This window comes from Algibacter sp. L1A34, from assembly GCF_009796805.1.
Lineage (GTDB): Bacteria > Bacteroidota > Bacteroidia > Flavobacteriales > Flavobacteriaceae > Algibacter.
In genome coordinates this window covers 3,188,045-3,205,350 of record NZ_CP047029.1, presented here as the reverse complement: position 1 = coordinate 3,205,350, position 17,306 = coordinate 3,188,045, and the positions used below count along the sequence as shown (strand labels likewise).

Here is a 17,306-nt window from a genome sequence, read left to right as displayed (position 1 = left end):
TAAAAAGAGGTTTAAAAATACAAATATTTTATACTTAAATTATGCCGCTCGAAACGCTTTTAAAACTACAATACAAATTCTTGTTATTACAAAAGTAAACGTACCAAATACTGTTGTTAAAAAAGATATTTTAAGCCCTGCCGCAAGCATACCAGACGAAATACTTCCCATACTTTCTATGGCATCAAAAGCTGTAATTAATCCAATAATTGAGCCTAAAAACCCAAAAACAAGACCTAACAAACTTATTTCTGATGCTAACGTTGTCATTTTTTTACATTTCGCTAAATCTTTTTTCAAATTTAAAAAAGCATTAACTACAAAAAATAAGGATAACAAAAAACAAATTAATATTAAAGACATAAAAAGCGGACCGCCTTCCATAAAACGATCGACAAAAACATTAGACACTAAAAAAGTAGATAATAGATACATAGAAATTTTCATAATTAATGGTTTTAATTAAACATAATACAAACCTAGTCACTTCTCAATCTTTAAATACTAAAATGCGATAGATGGCAAGATTAGCACCTAATATAACTTTAAGTTAAATCCCTAACAGAATCAGTTATCTATCTACAAAGCACCTATTAAAATCAAAAATATAGTATTATTGTAAGGCTATAGCAAAGTTATGATAACAAAATTGATATTAAATAAAATTGGGCAAGTACTACTCCATTGTGTTTTTTGGTGTGGTGTGTTACTATTTTACACTTATTTTTTTGGCTTCAATAGTGCCGATTTTAATTATGTATTCTCTTTTTCTTTGTTTTTAATGCCTATAACCATTGCTACAACATACGTTTCTATATATAAACTTATTCCAGATTATTTTGTAAAAAAGCGCTATGCTTTATTTAGCTTGTATAGTTTGTATACGTTTATAATTTCGGCATATTTAATTGTAGTTTCTGTTTTTTATGGCCTCATTTATTTATCGCATTTTCAGCTTCAAAACATGGCTCCTATTAGTAAAAGCTTATTACTCGTAGCCACAGCTGTGTATTTAGTAGTTATAGTTGTAAGTGCTTTTAAACTGCTTAAACTAAATGTAAAACATAGCGAGGAAACAAAAAAACTAGAGACAAAAATACTTGAAACTCAACTTAAGTTTAAGGAGCAAGAATTAAACTATTTAAAAATGCAAATTCACCCGCATTTTTTATTCAATACCTTAAATACATTGTATGGATTTGCTCTTAAAAAAGCAGATGAAACTCCTGATATGATTTTAAAATTATCTAATCTCCTAGATTATTTACTTTACCAAACTGATAAACCTTTTGTTTCTTTAACTGAAGAAATACATCATATCCAAGATTATATCGCTCTAGAAAAAATGCGCTTCAATAACACTTTAAATATTAATTTTAAAACCAATACTATTTCCGAAGAATTAAAAATAGCCCCCATGTTATTGCTTCCTTTTATTGAAAACAGTTTTAAACATGGCGTTATAAAGAATGGAAATTTAGTTATTGACATTAATTTACATTGCCATAAAAATCAGATTAACTTACACGTTAAAAACACTTCTTCTTCTTCTGAAACAAACACAAATGGAATTGGATTGGAAAACATAAAAAAGCGATTAGAACTCTTATATTCAAATCAATATGAATTAAAAATCGAACAAAATGAAGATTTTTTTAAAGTAAATTTGAAATTAAAATTGAATTAAATATGCAGCAAAACAAAAACATTTCGTGCATTATTGTTGATGATGAAAGTATAGCAAGAGATATTATAGCTAAACATTTATCGGAAATTGACAACATCGAAATTGTTGCGAGTTGTAACAATGCTATTGAAGCGTTTAATTGTTTGAATAAGCATAAAATTGATTTGGTGTTTTTAGATATCAATATGCCGGAAATATCTGGAATTTCGTTTGCTAAATCTATTAATAAAGACATCAAAATTATTTTCACCACAGCCTATCGAGATTATGCAGTTGAAGGTTTTGAGTTGCAAGCCGTAGATTATTTATTGAAACCTATTTCTTTTGATAGGTTATTGAAAGCCGTTAATACTTATTTTGATATTTACACAACTTACAACCACTTAAAAACGCCTGTACAAGAACTGCATAACTTTATGTTTGTGAGAGCAGATAGGCGCATGATTAAGATTGATTTTGATTCTATTCTATATATTGAAAGCTATAGCGATTATATAAAAATCCATCTAGAAAATGAAACCATTGTAACCCGGGAAACTATTAGTGCTATCGAAGCTAAACTGCCTAGTGAAGCCTTTTTAAGAATACATAGATCGTTTATTATTGCACTTAACTATATTACATCGTTTACTAATGAAGAAGTAACTATTAATAAAACATCGTTAACTATTAGTAGGAGTTATAAAAAGGATGTTTTGAAAGTGCTTGAGAAATTCTAAAAACCTTTTTTAAACACTTTAATAAATTATGGATTCTTAACTAAAAAATATTAATAACAATGTTTTTTTAGTTATAACCTACAATGGTAACAGGTAATGTTTTTAGCCCCCTTAGTTATCCCATATTATATTAATCACCTTCTCTGCTTTTGAAACTGAAAGATTATTTCTAGCACCTATTTTCTTAATTTGATTAATGTTCGATTTCATATTTTTATTATCCTTTTTATTATGGACAAATTCTAATTTTTTAAAATCTAAAAATTTACTTCCGTATAATATATTTCCTGTAATTGAATTATTACTTGTTTTTCCTAACTTTAAAAAATTAGCTGTTCCTTGATTATAAAAAATATTCCCTTTGATCGCCGTTTTGTCTGGCCAAACATATCCCCATTGTTTATACCACATCATTACATCATCTATTTCTGTATCCGTCACAAAAAGATTATTAGAAATCTCTGTATTTGTAATATTTCCAGAGAAACGGATCATGTGATGCTTCTCATCCTGAAAAATATTATGGCGTACAATTGTACCATCATTAAAAGAATTTTTAACTTTTCCCCAAGAACAAACCAATAGCCCACCCCAACCGTTATGGTGGCTATAGTTATATTGTATAATCGTGTTTTTACACATATAATCACTATCAAATCCACTAGCATCGGCATCTCCTTCATTATAAACTGTATAGCAAGCTTCATTGTATTGCCATAATGCATTATCACAATTGTATGGATAAGAAGCATTCCCTGTTGTTTTAGAACCACACTTAACAAACAAGTTATATTGAACTAGAGGCGATTCTGCCACACGCGTAACCAAACCATTTCCACCGATATTTTCAAATTTAGAATTCTCAATAACGATATTATAACTAGGAAACCAATTATGAGTTTTACCATCTGCACACAATTCACCATATTCCGAATCTATATCGCGCTTCTTCCAGAAAGATTGATTTATAAAACCACCACGATCTACATCTACAAAATGACAATTATTTATATAAATTCCATCAAAATTAGTAGGTATTCTTTTTTCAGAAACTTTATCTGCAATAACATTAAAAAAAACACCCCCATTTGTTCTTGTTTTTAGAGAGCCATTTACATTACTTATTTTTAAATTTTCTAATTTAAAATCATGCAATGTTCCAATATCTTTTGCCAAAATTAGAATACCTGCTTTTTTTGTTGGTTTTATTGGATTTTCTTTTTCAAAATTTCGAACTTCTAAATCTCTTATTTCCCAATATTCTTGATTAAAAAATATAATACCTGCCGACAAGAAATCATCATCTCCTTTTTTTCCTTCAGCATCTATTATAGGTAAACTACCTTCTCCATAAGCGCCAATAAAAATTCGCTTTCCTAATATACCATTTCCTTTGGGCTTCAAAGTTCCTATCCACGTATTGCCTCTTTTAAAAAAAATGGAATCTCCAGCAGTTAAAAGTTGTTTATTTATTTTTTTTAAACTTCGAAAAGCGGCAATTTCGCTTGTGCCTAAATTGTTATCATCTCCATCTGTATTATCTAAATAATAATTAGTCTGAGCATGGCATACGGTAGTTATACATAATAGAACTAAAAGCAATATATCTTTCATATTTAAAATTTTAAAAAGTTGCACCAATACTGATAATCTCGACCTTAACTACTAAATCTCCATAATTCTGTTACTTGCCCTAATCTATCTATCATTTTTTTAATATTTTCAGCTTTCCGGAGATTAGATTGTAAGATTCTCTCTTATCATTCTTTAAATTTAAAAGTATTATTTTTTTTCCTTCATTTGTGATACAGGTTTTAGACCTCACTTTTTTCTAATGATATAATTAGTAACATTATACACTCATTGAGCCCCTGAAGCTATTGGCTTAATAAAATTACTAATTGAAAAAAAGATAATTTATAGATTAAAACTTATTCAAAAATATATGATAATTCGTTTAAAAACAAGTTATTAATTTTCTTATTTTATAAACATAAAGCATCTATATGATAAGAAAATCAAACTATCACTTTCACGCATATAAAAGCTAATACACCTATGGATTATACGAGCTTGATCCAACTCATTTTAGTTTATTACAATTTGAAGCTTGACTAAGCATCGCTAAATGTAAAATTTGTCTTTTCTATATTAAAAAAGTAAAAACAAAATGTTTATATTTGATTTGAAAATACTTAAAAGCTAACTACTAAACCTCTCACCTACTAGCCATACACTAAGTAATTGTATAGCCGAATTGCAATGTCAATTAGTAGCTGTTTGAGTTTAAAAAGTTGGAGTTAAACTTTAAGTTAGCAAAGATATTTATATGAAGTTTAGAAATGACATTAATGCTTTAAGAGCTTTTGCTGTAATTTTTGTAATATTTTATCATTTTAAAGTTCCATATTTTTCTGGAGGTTTTGCAGGTGTTGATATTTTCTTCGTGATATCAGGCTATTTGATGTCAAAAATTATCTTGAAAGGATTTGAAAAATCATCTTTTTCTTTAATCGTTTTTTATAAAAAAAGATTTGTTAGAATAGTACCCACTTTATTAGTATTAATTGTTGCTGTTCAATTATTAGGAAGTATTTTCTTGTGGCCATCTGAACACAAACTACTATCAAAATATGCAATAAGTAGTGAGCTATTTCTATCAAATATCTATTATTGGTTAAATTCAGGTTATTTTGACCCATCCTCAGATACTAATCCATTACTCCATTCTTGGTCCCTGTCAGTAGAGTGGCAGTTTTATATGATTTACCCGTTATTATTACTTCTTATTAAAAAACTTTTTCTTAACAACAGAAAGGTATTTAGTATGATTATAATAGCGGCGCTTGCTGTTAGTTTTGCTGTCTCTATCTGGCTTGGCAATCATCACCCATCATTTGCCTTCTATATGTTTCCGGCACGATCTTGGGAAATGCTAATTGGATGCTTGATTGTGTTATATGAAGATCGCTTTGTAGAAAAGGTACCGACTAATTTAAGAAATATTTTATCCATTATTTCTTTAACTACAATGGGAGTATTTATATTCACGTATGATTCAAATTATTCATGGCCTAATTGGCCTAGTTTATATACATTAATTCCTGTAGTTAGTGCTTCTGTTTTAATACTATGCAATACACCTTTTACACTTTTTAAAAACAAAATTATCGGTTTTTTTGGTAAAATATCATACTCACTATACTTATGGCATTGGCCATTATTTGTAATTGCATCTAGCCTAGGCTTTAAAGGAGTATATTTTACAATAATACTTTTAGCTGTTGTTATTCTAATTTCTTATGCTTCATATAAATATATCGAAACAAATAAGAATCTTTTCTTTTCGTTAAAAAGAAGATTATTAATACCTTTAATTGTAATAGGTTTTTCTGTAATCATGGGGTCTTTCCATATAAACAAGCTTTTTATTAATGATAAAACGCTAGAATTGGCAGATTATAAAGAAGGTCATTTAGACCAAATAACAGACCAGTTTAATGTAGGGAAATGTTTTTTCGATGATAGCTTTTATTATGAAGATTTTTCTAATGCTGATTGTATTCAATTATCCGATTCAAAAAAAAATGTTCTTTTAATGGGAGATAGCCATGCCGCAGAATTCTCTTTAAGTCTTAAAAATGCATTGAATTTACTAGACATGAATTTAATTCAGGCGACCACCTCTTACTGTTTTCCTTTATTGAATAGTAATGGTAGAGAGGAAAATGTAAAGCTAACCAATTACATTTTGAAGGATTTTATACCTGAAAATTCTACAAAAATAGACTTGGTAATTATTTCAGCAAATTGGTCTGGTGGACAAGGATACTCAAATGATGATCTAAAAGTTAAAATAATAGAGCTAATTGATTATTTTAAACAAAATAACATTAAAGTTAAAATTATTGGTCAGACTGAAAACTATTCTCTCCCGTTCCCTGCTATATCGAGTAAAAAAATAGTGTATAAATACATAGATATGACTGATTTTATTAACATTAAATCTTACGATACAAACGAGTTTCTTAAATCGTTTATTCCAAAGGAAATTTATATTGATGTCTATAATCTTCTAAATCAAAAAGTATCACCAGACTACATACCCTATATGTTTGACAAAAACCACCTTACTCTATGGGGAGCAGACGAGTATCTTAAATTAATATTAAATGAACAAATATTGAAATAAAAACATATAATTGATATATTTATTTTGATGTTACGTAAAAAGAAACTGTCGTTTTTTACAATAATATAAAACGTTGTTTTCGTGAATTTATGCTAAGAAAAACACCTCACTCGAATTAAAAAATATAGGGTATAATAATACAAAAGAAATAAAATATCTAGAATTATCTACTTACAAGTAGGCTTATTTTGAGATAATACCTAAAAACAAATACTAACCAAAAAAGAAGTAAAACTTAAAAATCAACACTTTTTAATCGATCTAATCTTTATTTATATCATCTAATTCTAAAATTGGCGTATTTAGCTCAGTTACTATTGAAGCAATAATATTATCATTTTTTATTATTGCTAAGCGTAGCCTATACAAATGATATATCTTTGGCACTTTTAAAACCAATTCAGATGTTTCCCCTATTTCATTTATAGCTAAATAATTACCAAATTCATCACACTTTATTAATGACCATTCATACTTTAAATCTTTATACTTTGATGCAAAGTCCCAAGAATCACTATCTCTATTAAAAACCAATGCATGATAGACATACTTTTGACCATCAAAAATATATCTAGATGGTTTTAAGATATTGAACACATCATCATTATCAACTAATTTCTTTTTACCTACTAAAGTTAAAAATTCTGAATATTCTGCTTTGTATCTTCCTTTTCTATCTATTAATCCATTAAAATTAAGATGATTACTTTCGTGTTCATCTTGCCATTGCCTGATATAAAAAGGTATTTTTTTCTCAATTATTTTATGATTTCTAATAGTTTTTATATCTATATCACTCAAGACGAAAGGCTTATTAATTTTTTTCAAAAAACCTATAACATCTTCCAAATCTTCATCATATTCAGCTACCAAACCAATAATATCTATATTTTTAACATAATTTAAAATATAATTTATGTGATATTTAGTTTGTTTATTTACTTCAAAATCTAAAACAACCAATCTTTTAGAGTCTATTTTTTTTATCTGTGCCAACAAATCTTTAATCCATAATGCATAAGCTTCATTCTGATATAAAAGTTCTGGTTTCTGATAAAAATCTTTCTGTAAATACAACACATCATTTTTTATATGCCACCTAAAGATTTGTTTATTATCCTTTAAAGAACGTACTTTATTAACTATTTCTTTTTTTAATGCGGTAGTTTTTAATGTATCAAGAACAAAATCCAAATTTTCTGGCACCCAAAAACTATATGAAATATCAATACCTTTAGCTTTACTTACATTTAGTACATTATAATCATAAACCGAATTACCTAAGTAATTAACTGTTTTAATTCCAAGTTTTGATAACTTTTCAAAATCAGAAACTAAATTATTTCTTGTAAGAACATGATAATCTTTATCCCAATTATGCCCCTTTTTAAGGTTTACACCCATTGTATAATTAACGGGTTCGGAATTCGTATTATTTTCGTATTCCTTTATTTTATTACTTTTATTTTTAAAAGGTTGTAATACATAATTAGGTACCTTTTTACTATTAAATAAATTAATAGAGGTTTGTTCTGATGATACGGTCCAATCTAAATATATGCTAGAACTTTCTCCTTGTGGTAAATTATTATCTACTTTACTATTAAAATAAACTACCGATTTTATTTCATCAAATTCATTTTCTATATTTTGAAATGCGCTATCTATCCACTTTTCCTGTACCTCAGCGGATTTAGGGTCTTTTAAAGATCCAAATTCAGCTATTATAACTGGAGTAGCAGGAAGCTTTTTAAATTCTTCGTGAAAAGGGCTATATAAATCAATAAAATCATGATTCTTTCCATCTTTGTTTAAACTACCATAATTTAAAACATTAACTCCAATCCAATCAACATAATCAGAACCAGGATAATAGTCTTTAACATTTTCGGCTTTCCAAGGGTTCCATATCCAAATTACATTATCTGCTCTAACATTTTTAAAAATTTCATAAATATGAATCCAAGCTATTTTAAAACTTTCACTATCTTCTTCTCCTTCTACATACCAAGGGTAAAAAGGATTATCAAATTCGTGAGCAAACCTTATAAAAACAGGTCGATTAAGATTCTTTAAAACTTTTGAAAAACGATATATATACTCATCAAATTCCCCTTGTTCTATTTGTTCATATAAATTTTTATCATCTGTGTTTTTATTACTTGCAAAAGAATTTAACCAAGGTTCCCATGTAATTAACGGTGTTGATTTCTGTTGATAAATAGAATCTATTAATGTTTTCGGAAAGTTAGATTCAATATCTTCATCCCAAGCCAAATACAAAGAAATTATATCAAATTCACCTTCTTTAAATCGAATTGATTTTTGTAGCTCTTTTAAATCTGTTAAACCATTATCAAACTTAGGTGTAAAAGTACCCAAGTATCTTATTTTATTTTTCACTTTAATTTCTGGAGAAACACCTTTCCATTTAATATAATCGCCATAATATTGAAGAGAGCCACAAGTTAATGCTACCAATACAACAATAGAAATAACTGATTTATTAAAAAATTTAAAAAATTTATTTTTAATATTTTTTAAATATGGTTTATCATAATTCTGTAAAGCTGCATTTTCTGCTAAAGGTTTATCATATGCAAATCGAAAAGTGTACAGCATAAAAAAAGCATTAATAGCTGCAAAACAAGCCATAAGAATGGTAAATGGAGTAAAATCTATAGAAAGTCCATAAATTATAGCAAAAATAGAGACTAATGCCACAACTAGATTAGGTATCAATAACTTAAAACTTGTAACCCCTTCACTATTCTTTGGAGTAGGCAAATACGGTACTTTTTTCCCTATTACGGTATAAATAAAACCAACGAGATATATCCACCAAGTACAAATCATTAAAATACCTCCTAAAAAATGAAGTCCCCTTTCACTTTTATGCAACAACCAACGTTGCACATAAATATGGATACCTATTAAACAAGCAAATACAGGCGTGTAAATAAGTCCAAAATTAATAATATTACCTTTCCAAGGTAATGACGCATTTAGCAATGATATAATTGGGATTAAAAAACCAATTAAAAAGAAAATACCTGATAAATAATGTATTGGCAATAAGCCGTAATGTAATTTTTGTCGCCAAGTAAAATTTTTAAATAACTTAGGATAAACTGATGTTAATAAATCTAAAGTTCCTCTTGACCACTTAAGTTGCTGTTTATAATAAGCAGTTAAGGTCGCTGGTGTTAGACCTCTTGTTAATACTTTAGGTACGTATGTAGATTTCCAGCCTTTAGCATGAAGTTGCATTGCCGTATGCATATCTTCTGATAGTCCTGGAGCATGGCCACCTATTGAGTCTAAGGCCTTTCGTCTAAAAATACAGTTAGCTCCAATTGCATTTACAGTTCCATAAGCATTCATACACATCATTACTGGTCCGTAAAAATGAAATGTTTGCTGTGCTGCTGCTAACGCAACTTTCGATTCGTTATAATTATAATATGCTTGAACAGATTGTACATAGCCAACTTGTTCATCTTCAAAATAAGGTATAGTTTCTTCCAGAAAATTAGGAAAAGGCACATGGTCTGGATCTAATATTAAGGTAATTTCGCCTGTAGCTTGCTTAAGAGCATTATTTATATTTCCCGCTTTAGCATTAATCCTATTATCTCTAGTTACGTGAACTATATCATTATCTGCACAAAACTTTTTAAGATAATCATCATTAGCTTCGTCACACAAATATGTAGTTACCGTATGAGAATGATTTATTTTCTTAATAGCTTTCAAGGTTGCAATTACCATATCATATGGTTCCCCAGGAAAATAGGTTGTTAGGATATCAACAGAAAACTGTTTTTTAGAATTTACTTTTACAGGAATCGCAATATTCCAATAATGATACCACAAGAAAACAATTCTTAAAGATCCAAAAATTAAAACAGCTGCTAAAAACCAAAACAGTAATTTATTTTCAATTAATTCTGGTTTTAAAAACCAATAGAAAAAATTAAGAATACTTAATAAACCGATAATAATGAGCAGCCTAATAGTAAATTTATGTTTTCTTTTGGGTTCCTTTATTTTATTTAAATTATTCATTATCGTTTAAGACATAAAATGGCGTGTTAGATGTAGCAAAATTGCCCTTATTATCATATACATCTACAAAAAGTCTGTAAGGACCTTCAATTAAAGGTGTTTTAAAAGTAAACAAACGTTTCCCGTTATTTTGTATACTATCCGAACTTAATAATGGCTTATTAGTTACCACAGAAGAATCATTATCATACCATCTTTCTTTATAAATATTCCATTTATAAGTATAAGTTGAATCTACTTTACCCTCTAAAAATAAAGTCGCTGTTTTTAATTCATTTGGCTTATACATCAAATTATCTTTAGCTCCCTTTCCATCTACTAGCATATATTTTATTCGAGGTGAAAAACTACTATTTTTATAGTTTTTATTGTTCCAAACAGATTCTAAAGAGTAGCAGATTTGAGATTTCCTTCCGTTTTCATCAAATAAATTAAACCATGTATGCGTATATTCTTGCTTATACCCCCAATAAAAAGCTAAACTACCTAGAGATTCCTTATCTGACTTTATATATGATTCATATTGATTTTTATATTGTTCTGCTTTTTTTGTAGAAGTTTGTTCTATTGGAACATTCCATGCCGTTAATTGCTCTTCTTCCCAAGGACCAACATTTCCAAATTCACTTAAATAATAAGGAAATGGTTTTACAAAATAATTAGCTTTTTTAAGATCCGATTTTAAATCATGTAAATGTGCAAAAATGTTAAAACCAAATAAGTCTAATTCCGGAGAATTTAAAAGCATACTAAACACTTCTTTTTTCCCAATAATAGATGTAGATACTGGGTGATTAGAGTCTATGGTATGTATAAGATTTATAAGATTATTAAAAGTATTTATAAAATCATTTTTTATTATAACATTAGGATACTTAATCTCATTACCAAGATTCCAGAACAAAAGAGCAGGATGATTTTTATATTTATTTACTAATTCTTGAACACTATCACTTAGTTTAGAAGTATTTTCTTTTAATGAATAAAAATCATCATTTTTGTTATACTTTGGCAAGTAAATATCAACAATTACTGCTATATTATTAATTTGTGCACTATCCAATATTACTTCAAGATTCTCAGTCTCATATACGCGAATAGTGTTACCTCCAATATTCGATAATTCATTTAAATAATTTTTTCCTGAAGCTCCTTTTATATAGAAAATTTCACCATTCCTTATTATATTGAATTTTTCACCTGTTTTTTTTATATAGACTGTTTTCTCAGTATCAATCACTTTATCATTAAAAGGAACGAATCTATAAATCAAAAAACTAAGAAGAAATAACCCAAGTAAAATTAACGTTAAACGTATTATTAATTTAATCATATAATATATTATATAATTTAAAAATACTTCTATTTTAAATTATACCCTTTGTTAGTTTATATAATGTTAAGCTTTATATTACTGGTATTTTAAGAGAGGTTTTAAAAGAATAAAGGTAATAAAAATATTTTATTAAATTGAAATAAAATTAACTCTAATTATCATAACCAAAGCTTTATTTGGTTACGTAAAGCCTCATCGCTACACTTTTTAATTATCTAATTTTCTTATTGAAACCAGAAATTACAGTCCATGTTTTAAAATAAATTTATAATTATATGCAAAACAAATATGTAAAAAATTCGATATAACATCATTGCTAAAAACATTTTACTATCTATGGAAAAAATAATTTATCCAGATTGTGACAAAAAAAATAGCACTGTTAAAAAGAGCCGTTAAAGATTATTTCTTAAGAAAATGAAATAAAAAAAAACTGTGAATATAATCTCCGCGAGCAACAAGAGAAATATAGGCTTAGATATGCCAAGAACTTATTTCTTATTCAGATAAAGAATCTATGCGAGCTAGATTTTTACGGATTGGATTTAAAATTATAACGTATCGGTAAACAATCAATAAACCATGAAATAAGTAAAAACAAAAAAGCTCCACTATTTCTAGTGAAGCTTTAAGTGAGCCCTGCAGGATTCGAACCTGCGACCGCCTCCTTAGAAGGGAGGTGCTCTATCCAGCTGAGCTAAGAGCCCGTAGTTTTTATGTTTCTACGAAAACAGTGCAAAAGTAAAAAACTCTACTAATACAACTTATATTTATACGGTTATATTTAAAAAAATTAAACTATAACTTACGTTTTAAACACGCTATTTAAGAACTTAAAAGTAAAGGGTTTTACTTTATCGGGTGCAAATATATAATTAGTTAGAGTTCTAAACAATAAAAATCGCTTTTAATTTCAAATTAATAATAGTTTTATAATTTATTTGAAACCCTTGTTATTTTGCATCAGCCTCAACTCAAAAACAAACTACTGATTTGAAAGGCATTATACAACTCGCCCTCCTATAACTCATTTTATTATGCATGATACATTAAAAAATAAATCTTGTAATTTTATATACGTTTTTTTCACATCTCATACAAAAGGATAAATATTATTCCCTCCTGTCGTCTTATTGATACTAATGTACTTTCTTTATCTCCTACTTTTTTTTTAGTAAAGTATGGAAAAATCATTTTTAATACAAAGATGAATACTCCCAGATAAAAAATTTCAGAACCATTCCTGAACAAACTCTAACTCTTTTTAAACTTGCGAAATAGGAAACAAAATACATCATGAAATTTAGTTTAAAAACAAGGCAAAAAAAACTGGCTTACTCCAGTACACATAATACTCCATTATATAAAAATAAATGGATACAAGTACTACAATTTAAAAGTATTCAAACTAAATTCTAAAAAATCAAAATAACGCCTTCTATTAAGTCCTAGTATGGTCCAATGTTCGTTTCAACAACTTCATATATATAGGTCCATTCCCAAGCATTGCTGTACATACAGATGCAGTTACTGCTGTAAAAATCAATGGTAAAATTAAATCATAGTTTGCTGTCATTTCAACAGAAAGAGCCAAACCTGTAAGCGGAGCTCTAATTGTGGAAGCAAAAATACCCGTCATTCCGGCAACAGCAAAAATGGCAGGATCTTGAACCAACTCTGGTAAAAAGTATTGTGCAAGCCCGCCAAATAACATACCCGAAATAACACCTAAAGTTATTAAAGGCGTAAAAATACCACCAGAAACGCCAGAACCATAACTAAAAATGGATAATATAAACCTTACTACAAACAACAATAAAAGAAACTTTAGCGTAAACGAATTAGTTGTTACGTTATAAATTGTTTCATATCCTGCACCAATCATATCTGGAAAATAATTTCCTAAAATCACGATTAATAAGGCTAACACTAATGCCATTTTAAAATAATTCAGCTTTAATTGTTCAACAAAGTCTAACGTTTTAATTAACAATTTATTAAATGCAACACCAATAACACTTAATATACTGCCTAATAAAATAAACAACCAAATACCCGACAGGTGATCAAAAGTGAAAATCGATATTTTTATTATTGGACCACCAGCCACCATGGCTCTTACCACCAAATCGGCAGTAGCAGCACCAATCATAAGTGAGGCCACCGAATAAAAATTAAACTTAAAGTGCCCATTCATCTCCTCAATAACAAAAATAATACCGGCAAAAGGGGCATTAAAAGCACTAGCTAATCCAGATGCTGCTCCTGTTGAAATAAGCGCATTATTATTATCTTTGGATTGATGTAAAACATCTTCTACCATCTTACCTACATTGGCTCCTATTTGAACCGTTGGTCCTTCTCTCCCTAATAACAAACCACTACTTAGAGAAAAAATAGATGACAAAAATTTAATAGGCAATACTCTTTTCCAAAGTATTGGTCGCACGCCATCCAACGCTCCTTCTATCTCTTGAATACCACTACCGGCGGTTTCTGGAGCGAATTTTTTAACTAAAAATAACGAGAATAAAATAGCTAGAAAGGTAAACACAAATAATAAAAACAAACCCAACCAATCGTGATGCAGCCAACCTTTAAAAACATTAGTTTTTAAAGTCTCTAGATATGTTAATATGAGTCTAAAAAAAGAGCTCACGACACCAGAAATTAAACCAACCAAAAAAGCATAAAACAAAAGCTTATAATTGCTATACTCTCCCGCGCTCCATCGATTAATAAACTTTAAACTATATCTTTTTAGCATGAACCATTTTATTAAACAATTAATCTTGTAAGACTATTAGAATTTTACTTGGGTTAAATAAAAACTTATTCCAAAGGCTTTTTATTATGTTTTTCTTTCTTTAAAGCGGTAAAACCAGAGATCACATCAAAAAGTTCTTCGTCTATTGAACTTTGTCTTAATCGATGATAAGTATGCCCTATTTCATCAAGTAACTCCTCAATATTTTTTTCTGCCCGTTGCATAGCATTCAACCTACTAAAATTTTCACTTGCCAACGATTCCGTACAGCTTTTATAAAGCGTAACAAAAAGATATTCTCTAATTAAACGATGTATTAGTTTACTACTATCCCCTATAACTTGGGGTTGCTTTTTGGTAGGCCACTTTAACTGCTTTTTTTCTTGAAGCCATTTTGCATCTAGAGGAAATAAACGTAATTTTTCTTGTTGATAAGAGCCTTCTTTTACCAGATGATTATAAAAAAGATAATACTCATCTACACTTCCATTTTCTCGATTTTTCTCTACCTCTATCAAAATGGATCCTATAAGAGCTGTTATAGCATTAATAGAATTGGGAAGGTTAAATTCCTTAGTTACCGTCATCCCCATATCCGCTAATAACAAGGGCACGCGAACACCAACAGTCCAAATTTCTATTTTACCCTCGTGACTAGATAAAGACTTTTCGACATATTGCGAAAGCGAATCATTAAACTGACCAACAAACCCCTGATCCGATCCAAAAACAATAGCACAAATAGATTTATGCTCTTTTTTAAAATTTTTACTCTGTTTTATGATAGGGCTTTCTAAGTTTATATGTTTTAAATACGCAATAAGTCCTAAAGAAACGTTTGTCCAATAATCACCTAAAGACTCCATAGCTATTTCATATTGACCAATATTAGCTGCCGCCATAGCCTTCATTGTACGCACTATGCCGTTTAGATCTTTGGCTCCTGCAATCTGTCTTGTTAAGCTTTCTAAGGAATCCATTATGGTTTATTTTTTGTTTATTTACTCTGTTTCCTGAAGTGTTGTAAGGGCATTTTTTGCTACTGTTAAAATACTTTCTTCTCCCGCATCATCTATTCCTTTACTGGAATACAAACTTTGCTGAACTTCTTTAGGCAAAGCAGCCATACTTTTTATAACTATAGCTTCGGCTTCACGCATATTTTCTAATGAAATGGTATCAAAAAGACCATGGGTTAAAGCTAGAAGTACACCTATCTGCTCTACTACAGATAAAGGTTGTAATTCATTCTGTTTAAGAATCTCTCGAATACGCTTACCATGTTCAATAATTTGTTTTGTTTCTTCATCTAAATGAGAACCAAAACGCGCAAAAGTCTCTAATTCTTCAAATTGTGAAAACCCAAGTTTTAAATCTCCTGCAATAGTTCTGTAAGCAGGGAATTGAGCCTTACCTCCTACACGAGAAACCGATTTACCAACCTCAACAGCAGGTAAAATTCCTAACTCAAATTGTTTGGGAGACAGGTAGATCTGCCCATCGGTAATTGAAATTAAATTGGTAGGTATATAAGCCGAAATATTCTGTGCTTCAGTTTCAGTTATGGGAAGTGCAGTTAAAGACCCACCTCCAAGTTCGTCGCTTAAATGTGTAGAACGCTCCAATAATCTAGAATGAATATAAAAAATATCCCCTGGAAACGCCTCGCGACCTGGTGGTCTTTTCAATAAAAGAGAAAGTTCACGATATGCCCTAGCATGGTTTGTTAAATCATCATAAACAATAAGGACATCTTTACCACTTTCCATAAAATACTCAGCGATACTTGTGGCTGCATAGGGAGCTATATATTGAAGACCTGGGGAATTATTACCCTCTGTAACCATAACAATGGTATATGCCATCGCACCATTTTCTTTTAAATCTGCGATAACTTTAGCTACTGAAGAAGCCCGTTGACCAATAGCACAATACACACAAATAACATCTTTATCTTTTTGATTAACAATAGTATCTATTGCAATTGCAGTCTTACCTGTTTGCCGATCGCCAAGAATCAGTTCTCGTTGCCCTCTTCCTATCGGGATCAATGCATCAATCACTTTTATCCCTGTTTGTAAAGGCACACTTACTCCGGAACGATCCATAATTGATGTGGCATTTCGTTCTATAGGAAGTCTTTTTTCATAAGAAATGGCTCCTTTTTCATCCATAGGTTGCCCCAAAGGACCAATAACTCTTCCAAGGAGCGCTTTCCCCACTGGGACATCCATAACACGATTTGTGCGCTCTACGGGATCACCAGCATTTATATCGGAGTCCTCTCCTAAAAGTATGGCTCCAATTTCATCTTCTTCAATATTGAAAGCAATACCATACAAATTTCCAGGAAATTTCAATAACTCCTCGTAACCTGCGTTGGGAAGGCCCGATACTTTTACAACACCCGCAGAAACACTAGTAACACACCCTACTTCTTTTGGAGCTAGTTTAAACTCGTGATTCTCCGTCTGTTTTGCTAGATCATCAAACGTATCGTTTAATAAACCATTATAATCTGTCGCTCCCATTTTATT

Annotated in this window: 10 protein-coding genes and 1 tRNA gene; 3 read left to right on the top strand and 8 right to left on the bottom strand. The window is 29.5% G+C overall.

Annotated elements, in window-relative coordinates; translation table 11 throughout:
- Positions 1 to 39: 39 nt before the first annotated feature.
- Positions 40 to 447, bottom strand: a complete 408-nt coding sequence (locus GQR97_RS13525) for a MotA/TolQ/ExbB proton channel family protein (protein ID WP_233267540.1) — start codon at positions 445 to 447, stop codon at positions 40 to 42.
- A gap of 190 nt (positions 448 to 637) precedes the next feature.
- Between GQR97_RS13525 and GQR97_RS13520 the strand changes: the two genes are divergently transcribed.
- Both GQR97_RS13520 and GQR97_RS13515 read left to right on the top strand, forming a co-directional pair.
- Positions 638 to 1,687 carry a sensor histidine kinase gene (locus tag GQR97_RS13520; protein ID WP_158849278.1) on the top strand — a complete coding sequence of 350 codons (1,050 nt, stop codon included), beginning with the start codon at positions 638 to 640 and terminating at the stop codon, positions 1,685 to 1,687.
- A gap of 2 nt (positions 1,688 to 1,689) precedes the next feature.
- A complete protein-coding gene (locus tag GQR97_RS13515) occupies positions 1,690 to 2,406 on the top strand; it encodes a LytR/AlgR family response regulator transcription factor (protein WP_158849276.1) in 717 nt (238 codons plus the stop codon).
- Between the two features lie 111 nt (positions 2,407 to 2,517).
- Here GQR97_RS13515 and GQR97_RS13510 read toward each other — a convergent pair whose 3' ends face one another.
- Positions 2,518 to 4,020 carry a hypothetical protein gene (locus GQR97_RS13510; RefSeq protein ID WP_158849274.1) on the bottom strand — a complete coding sequence of 501 codons (1,503 nt, stop codon included), beginning with the start codon at positions 4,018 to 4,020 and terminating at the stop codon, positions 2,518 to 2,520.
- A 715-nt stretch (positions 4,021 to 4,735) separates the two neighbouring features.
- Here GQR97_RS13510 and GQR97_RS13505 point away from each other — a divergent pair.
- Positions 4,736 to 6,598 (top strand): acyltransferase family protein, encoded by a 1,863-nt coding sequence (locus GQR97_RS13505; protein ID WP_158849272.1) that lies wholly within the window; start codon positions 4,736 to 4,738, stop codon positions 6,596 to 6,598.
- A gap of 261 nt (positions 6,599 to 6,859) precedes the next feature.
- Here GQR97_RS13505 and GQR97_RS13500 read toward each other — a convergent pair whose 3' ends face one another.
- The 6 genes from GQR97_RS13500 to GQR97_RS13475 all read right to left on the bottom strand — a co-directional run bounded on the left by GQR97_RS13500 (position 6,860) and on the right by GQR97_RS13475 (position 17,300).
- Positions 6,860 to 10,666, bottom strand: a complete 3,807-nt coding sequence (locus GQR97_RS13500) for a glycosyltransferase (protein WP_158849270.1) — start codon at positions 10,664 to 10,666, stop codon at positions 6,860 to 6,862.
- Positions 10,659 to 11,999 (bottom strand): DUF4434 domain-containing protein, encoded by a 1,341-nt coding sequence (locus GQR97_RS13495; protein WP_158849268.1) that lies wholly within the window; start codon positions 11,997 to 11,999, stop codon positions 10,659 to 10,661. The genes GQR97_RS13500 and GQR97_RS13495 overlap by 8 nt, the downstream gene beginning before the upstream one ends.
- Positions 12,000 to 12,635: 636 nt before the next feature.
- Positions 12,636 to 12,709: transfer RNA gene (locus GQR97_RS13490), tRNA-Arg, on the bottom strand.
- 734 nt (positions 12,710 to 13,443) lie between these two features.
- Positions 13,444 to 14,769, bottom strand: a complete 1,326-nt coding sequence (clcA, locus tag GQR97_RS13485; RefSeq protein WP_158849266.1) for a H(+)/Cl(-) exchange transporter ClcA — start codon at positions 14,767 to 14,769, stop codon at positions 13,444 to 13,446.
- 65 nt (positions 14,770 to 14,834) lie between these two features.
- Positions 14,835 to 15,749, bottom strand: a complete 915-nt coding sequence (locus tag GQR97_RS13480; RefSeq protein ID WP_158849264.1) for a F0F1 ATP synthase subunit gamma — start codon at positions 15,747 to 15,749, stop codon at positions 14,835 to 14,837.
- Between the two features lie 21 nt (positions 15,750 to 15,770).
- Entirely contained in the window at positions 15,771 to 17,300 is a 1,530-nt protein-coding gene (locus tag GQR97_RS13475; protein ID WP_158849262.1) for an alternate F1F0 ATPase, F1 subunit alpha, read from the bottom strand.
- Between the last annotated feature and the right edge of the window lie 6 nt (positions 17,301 to 17,306).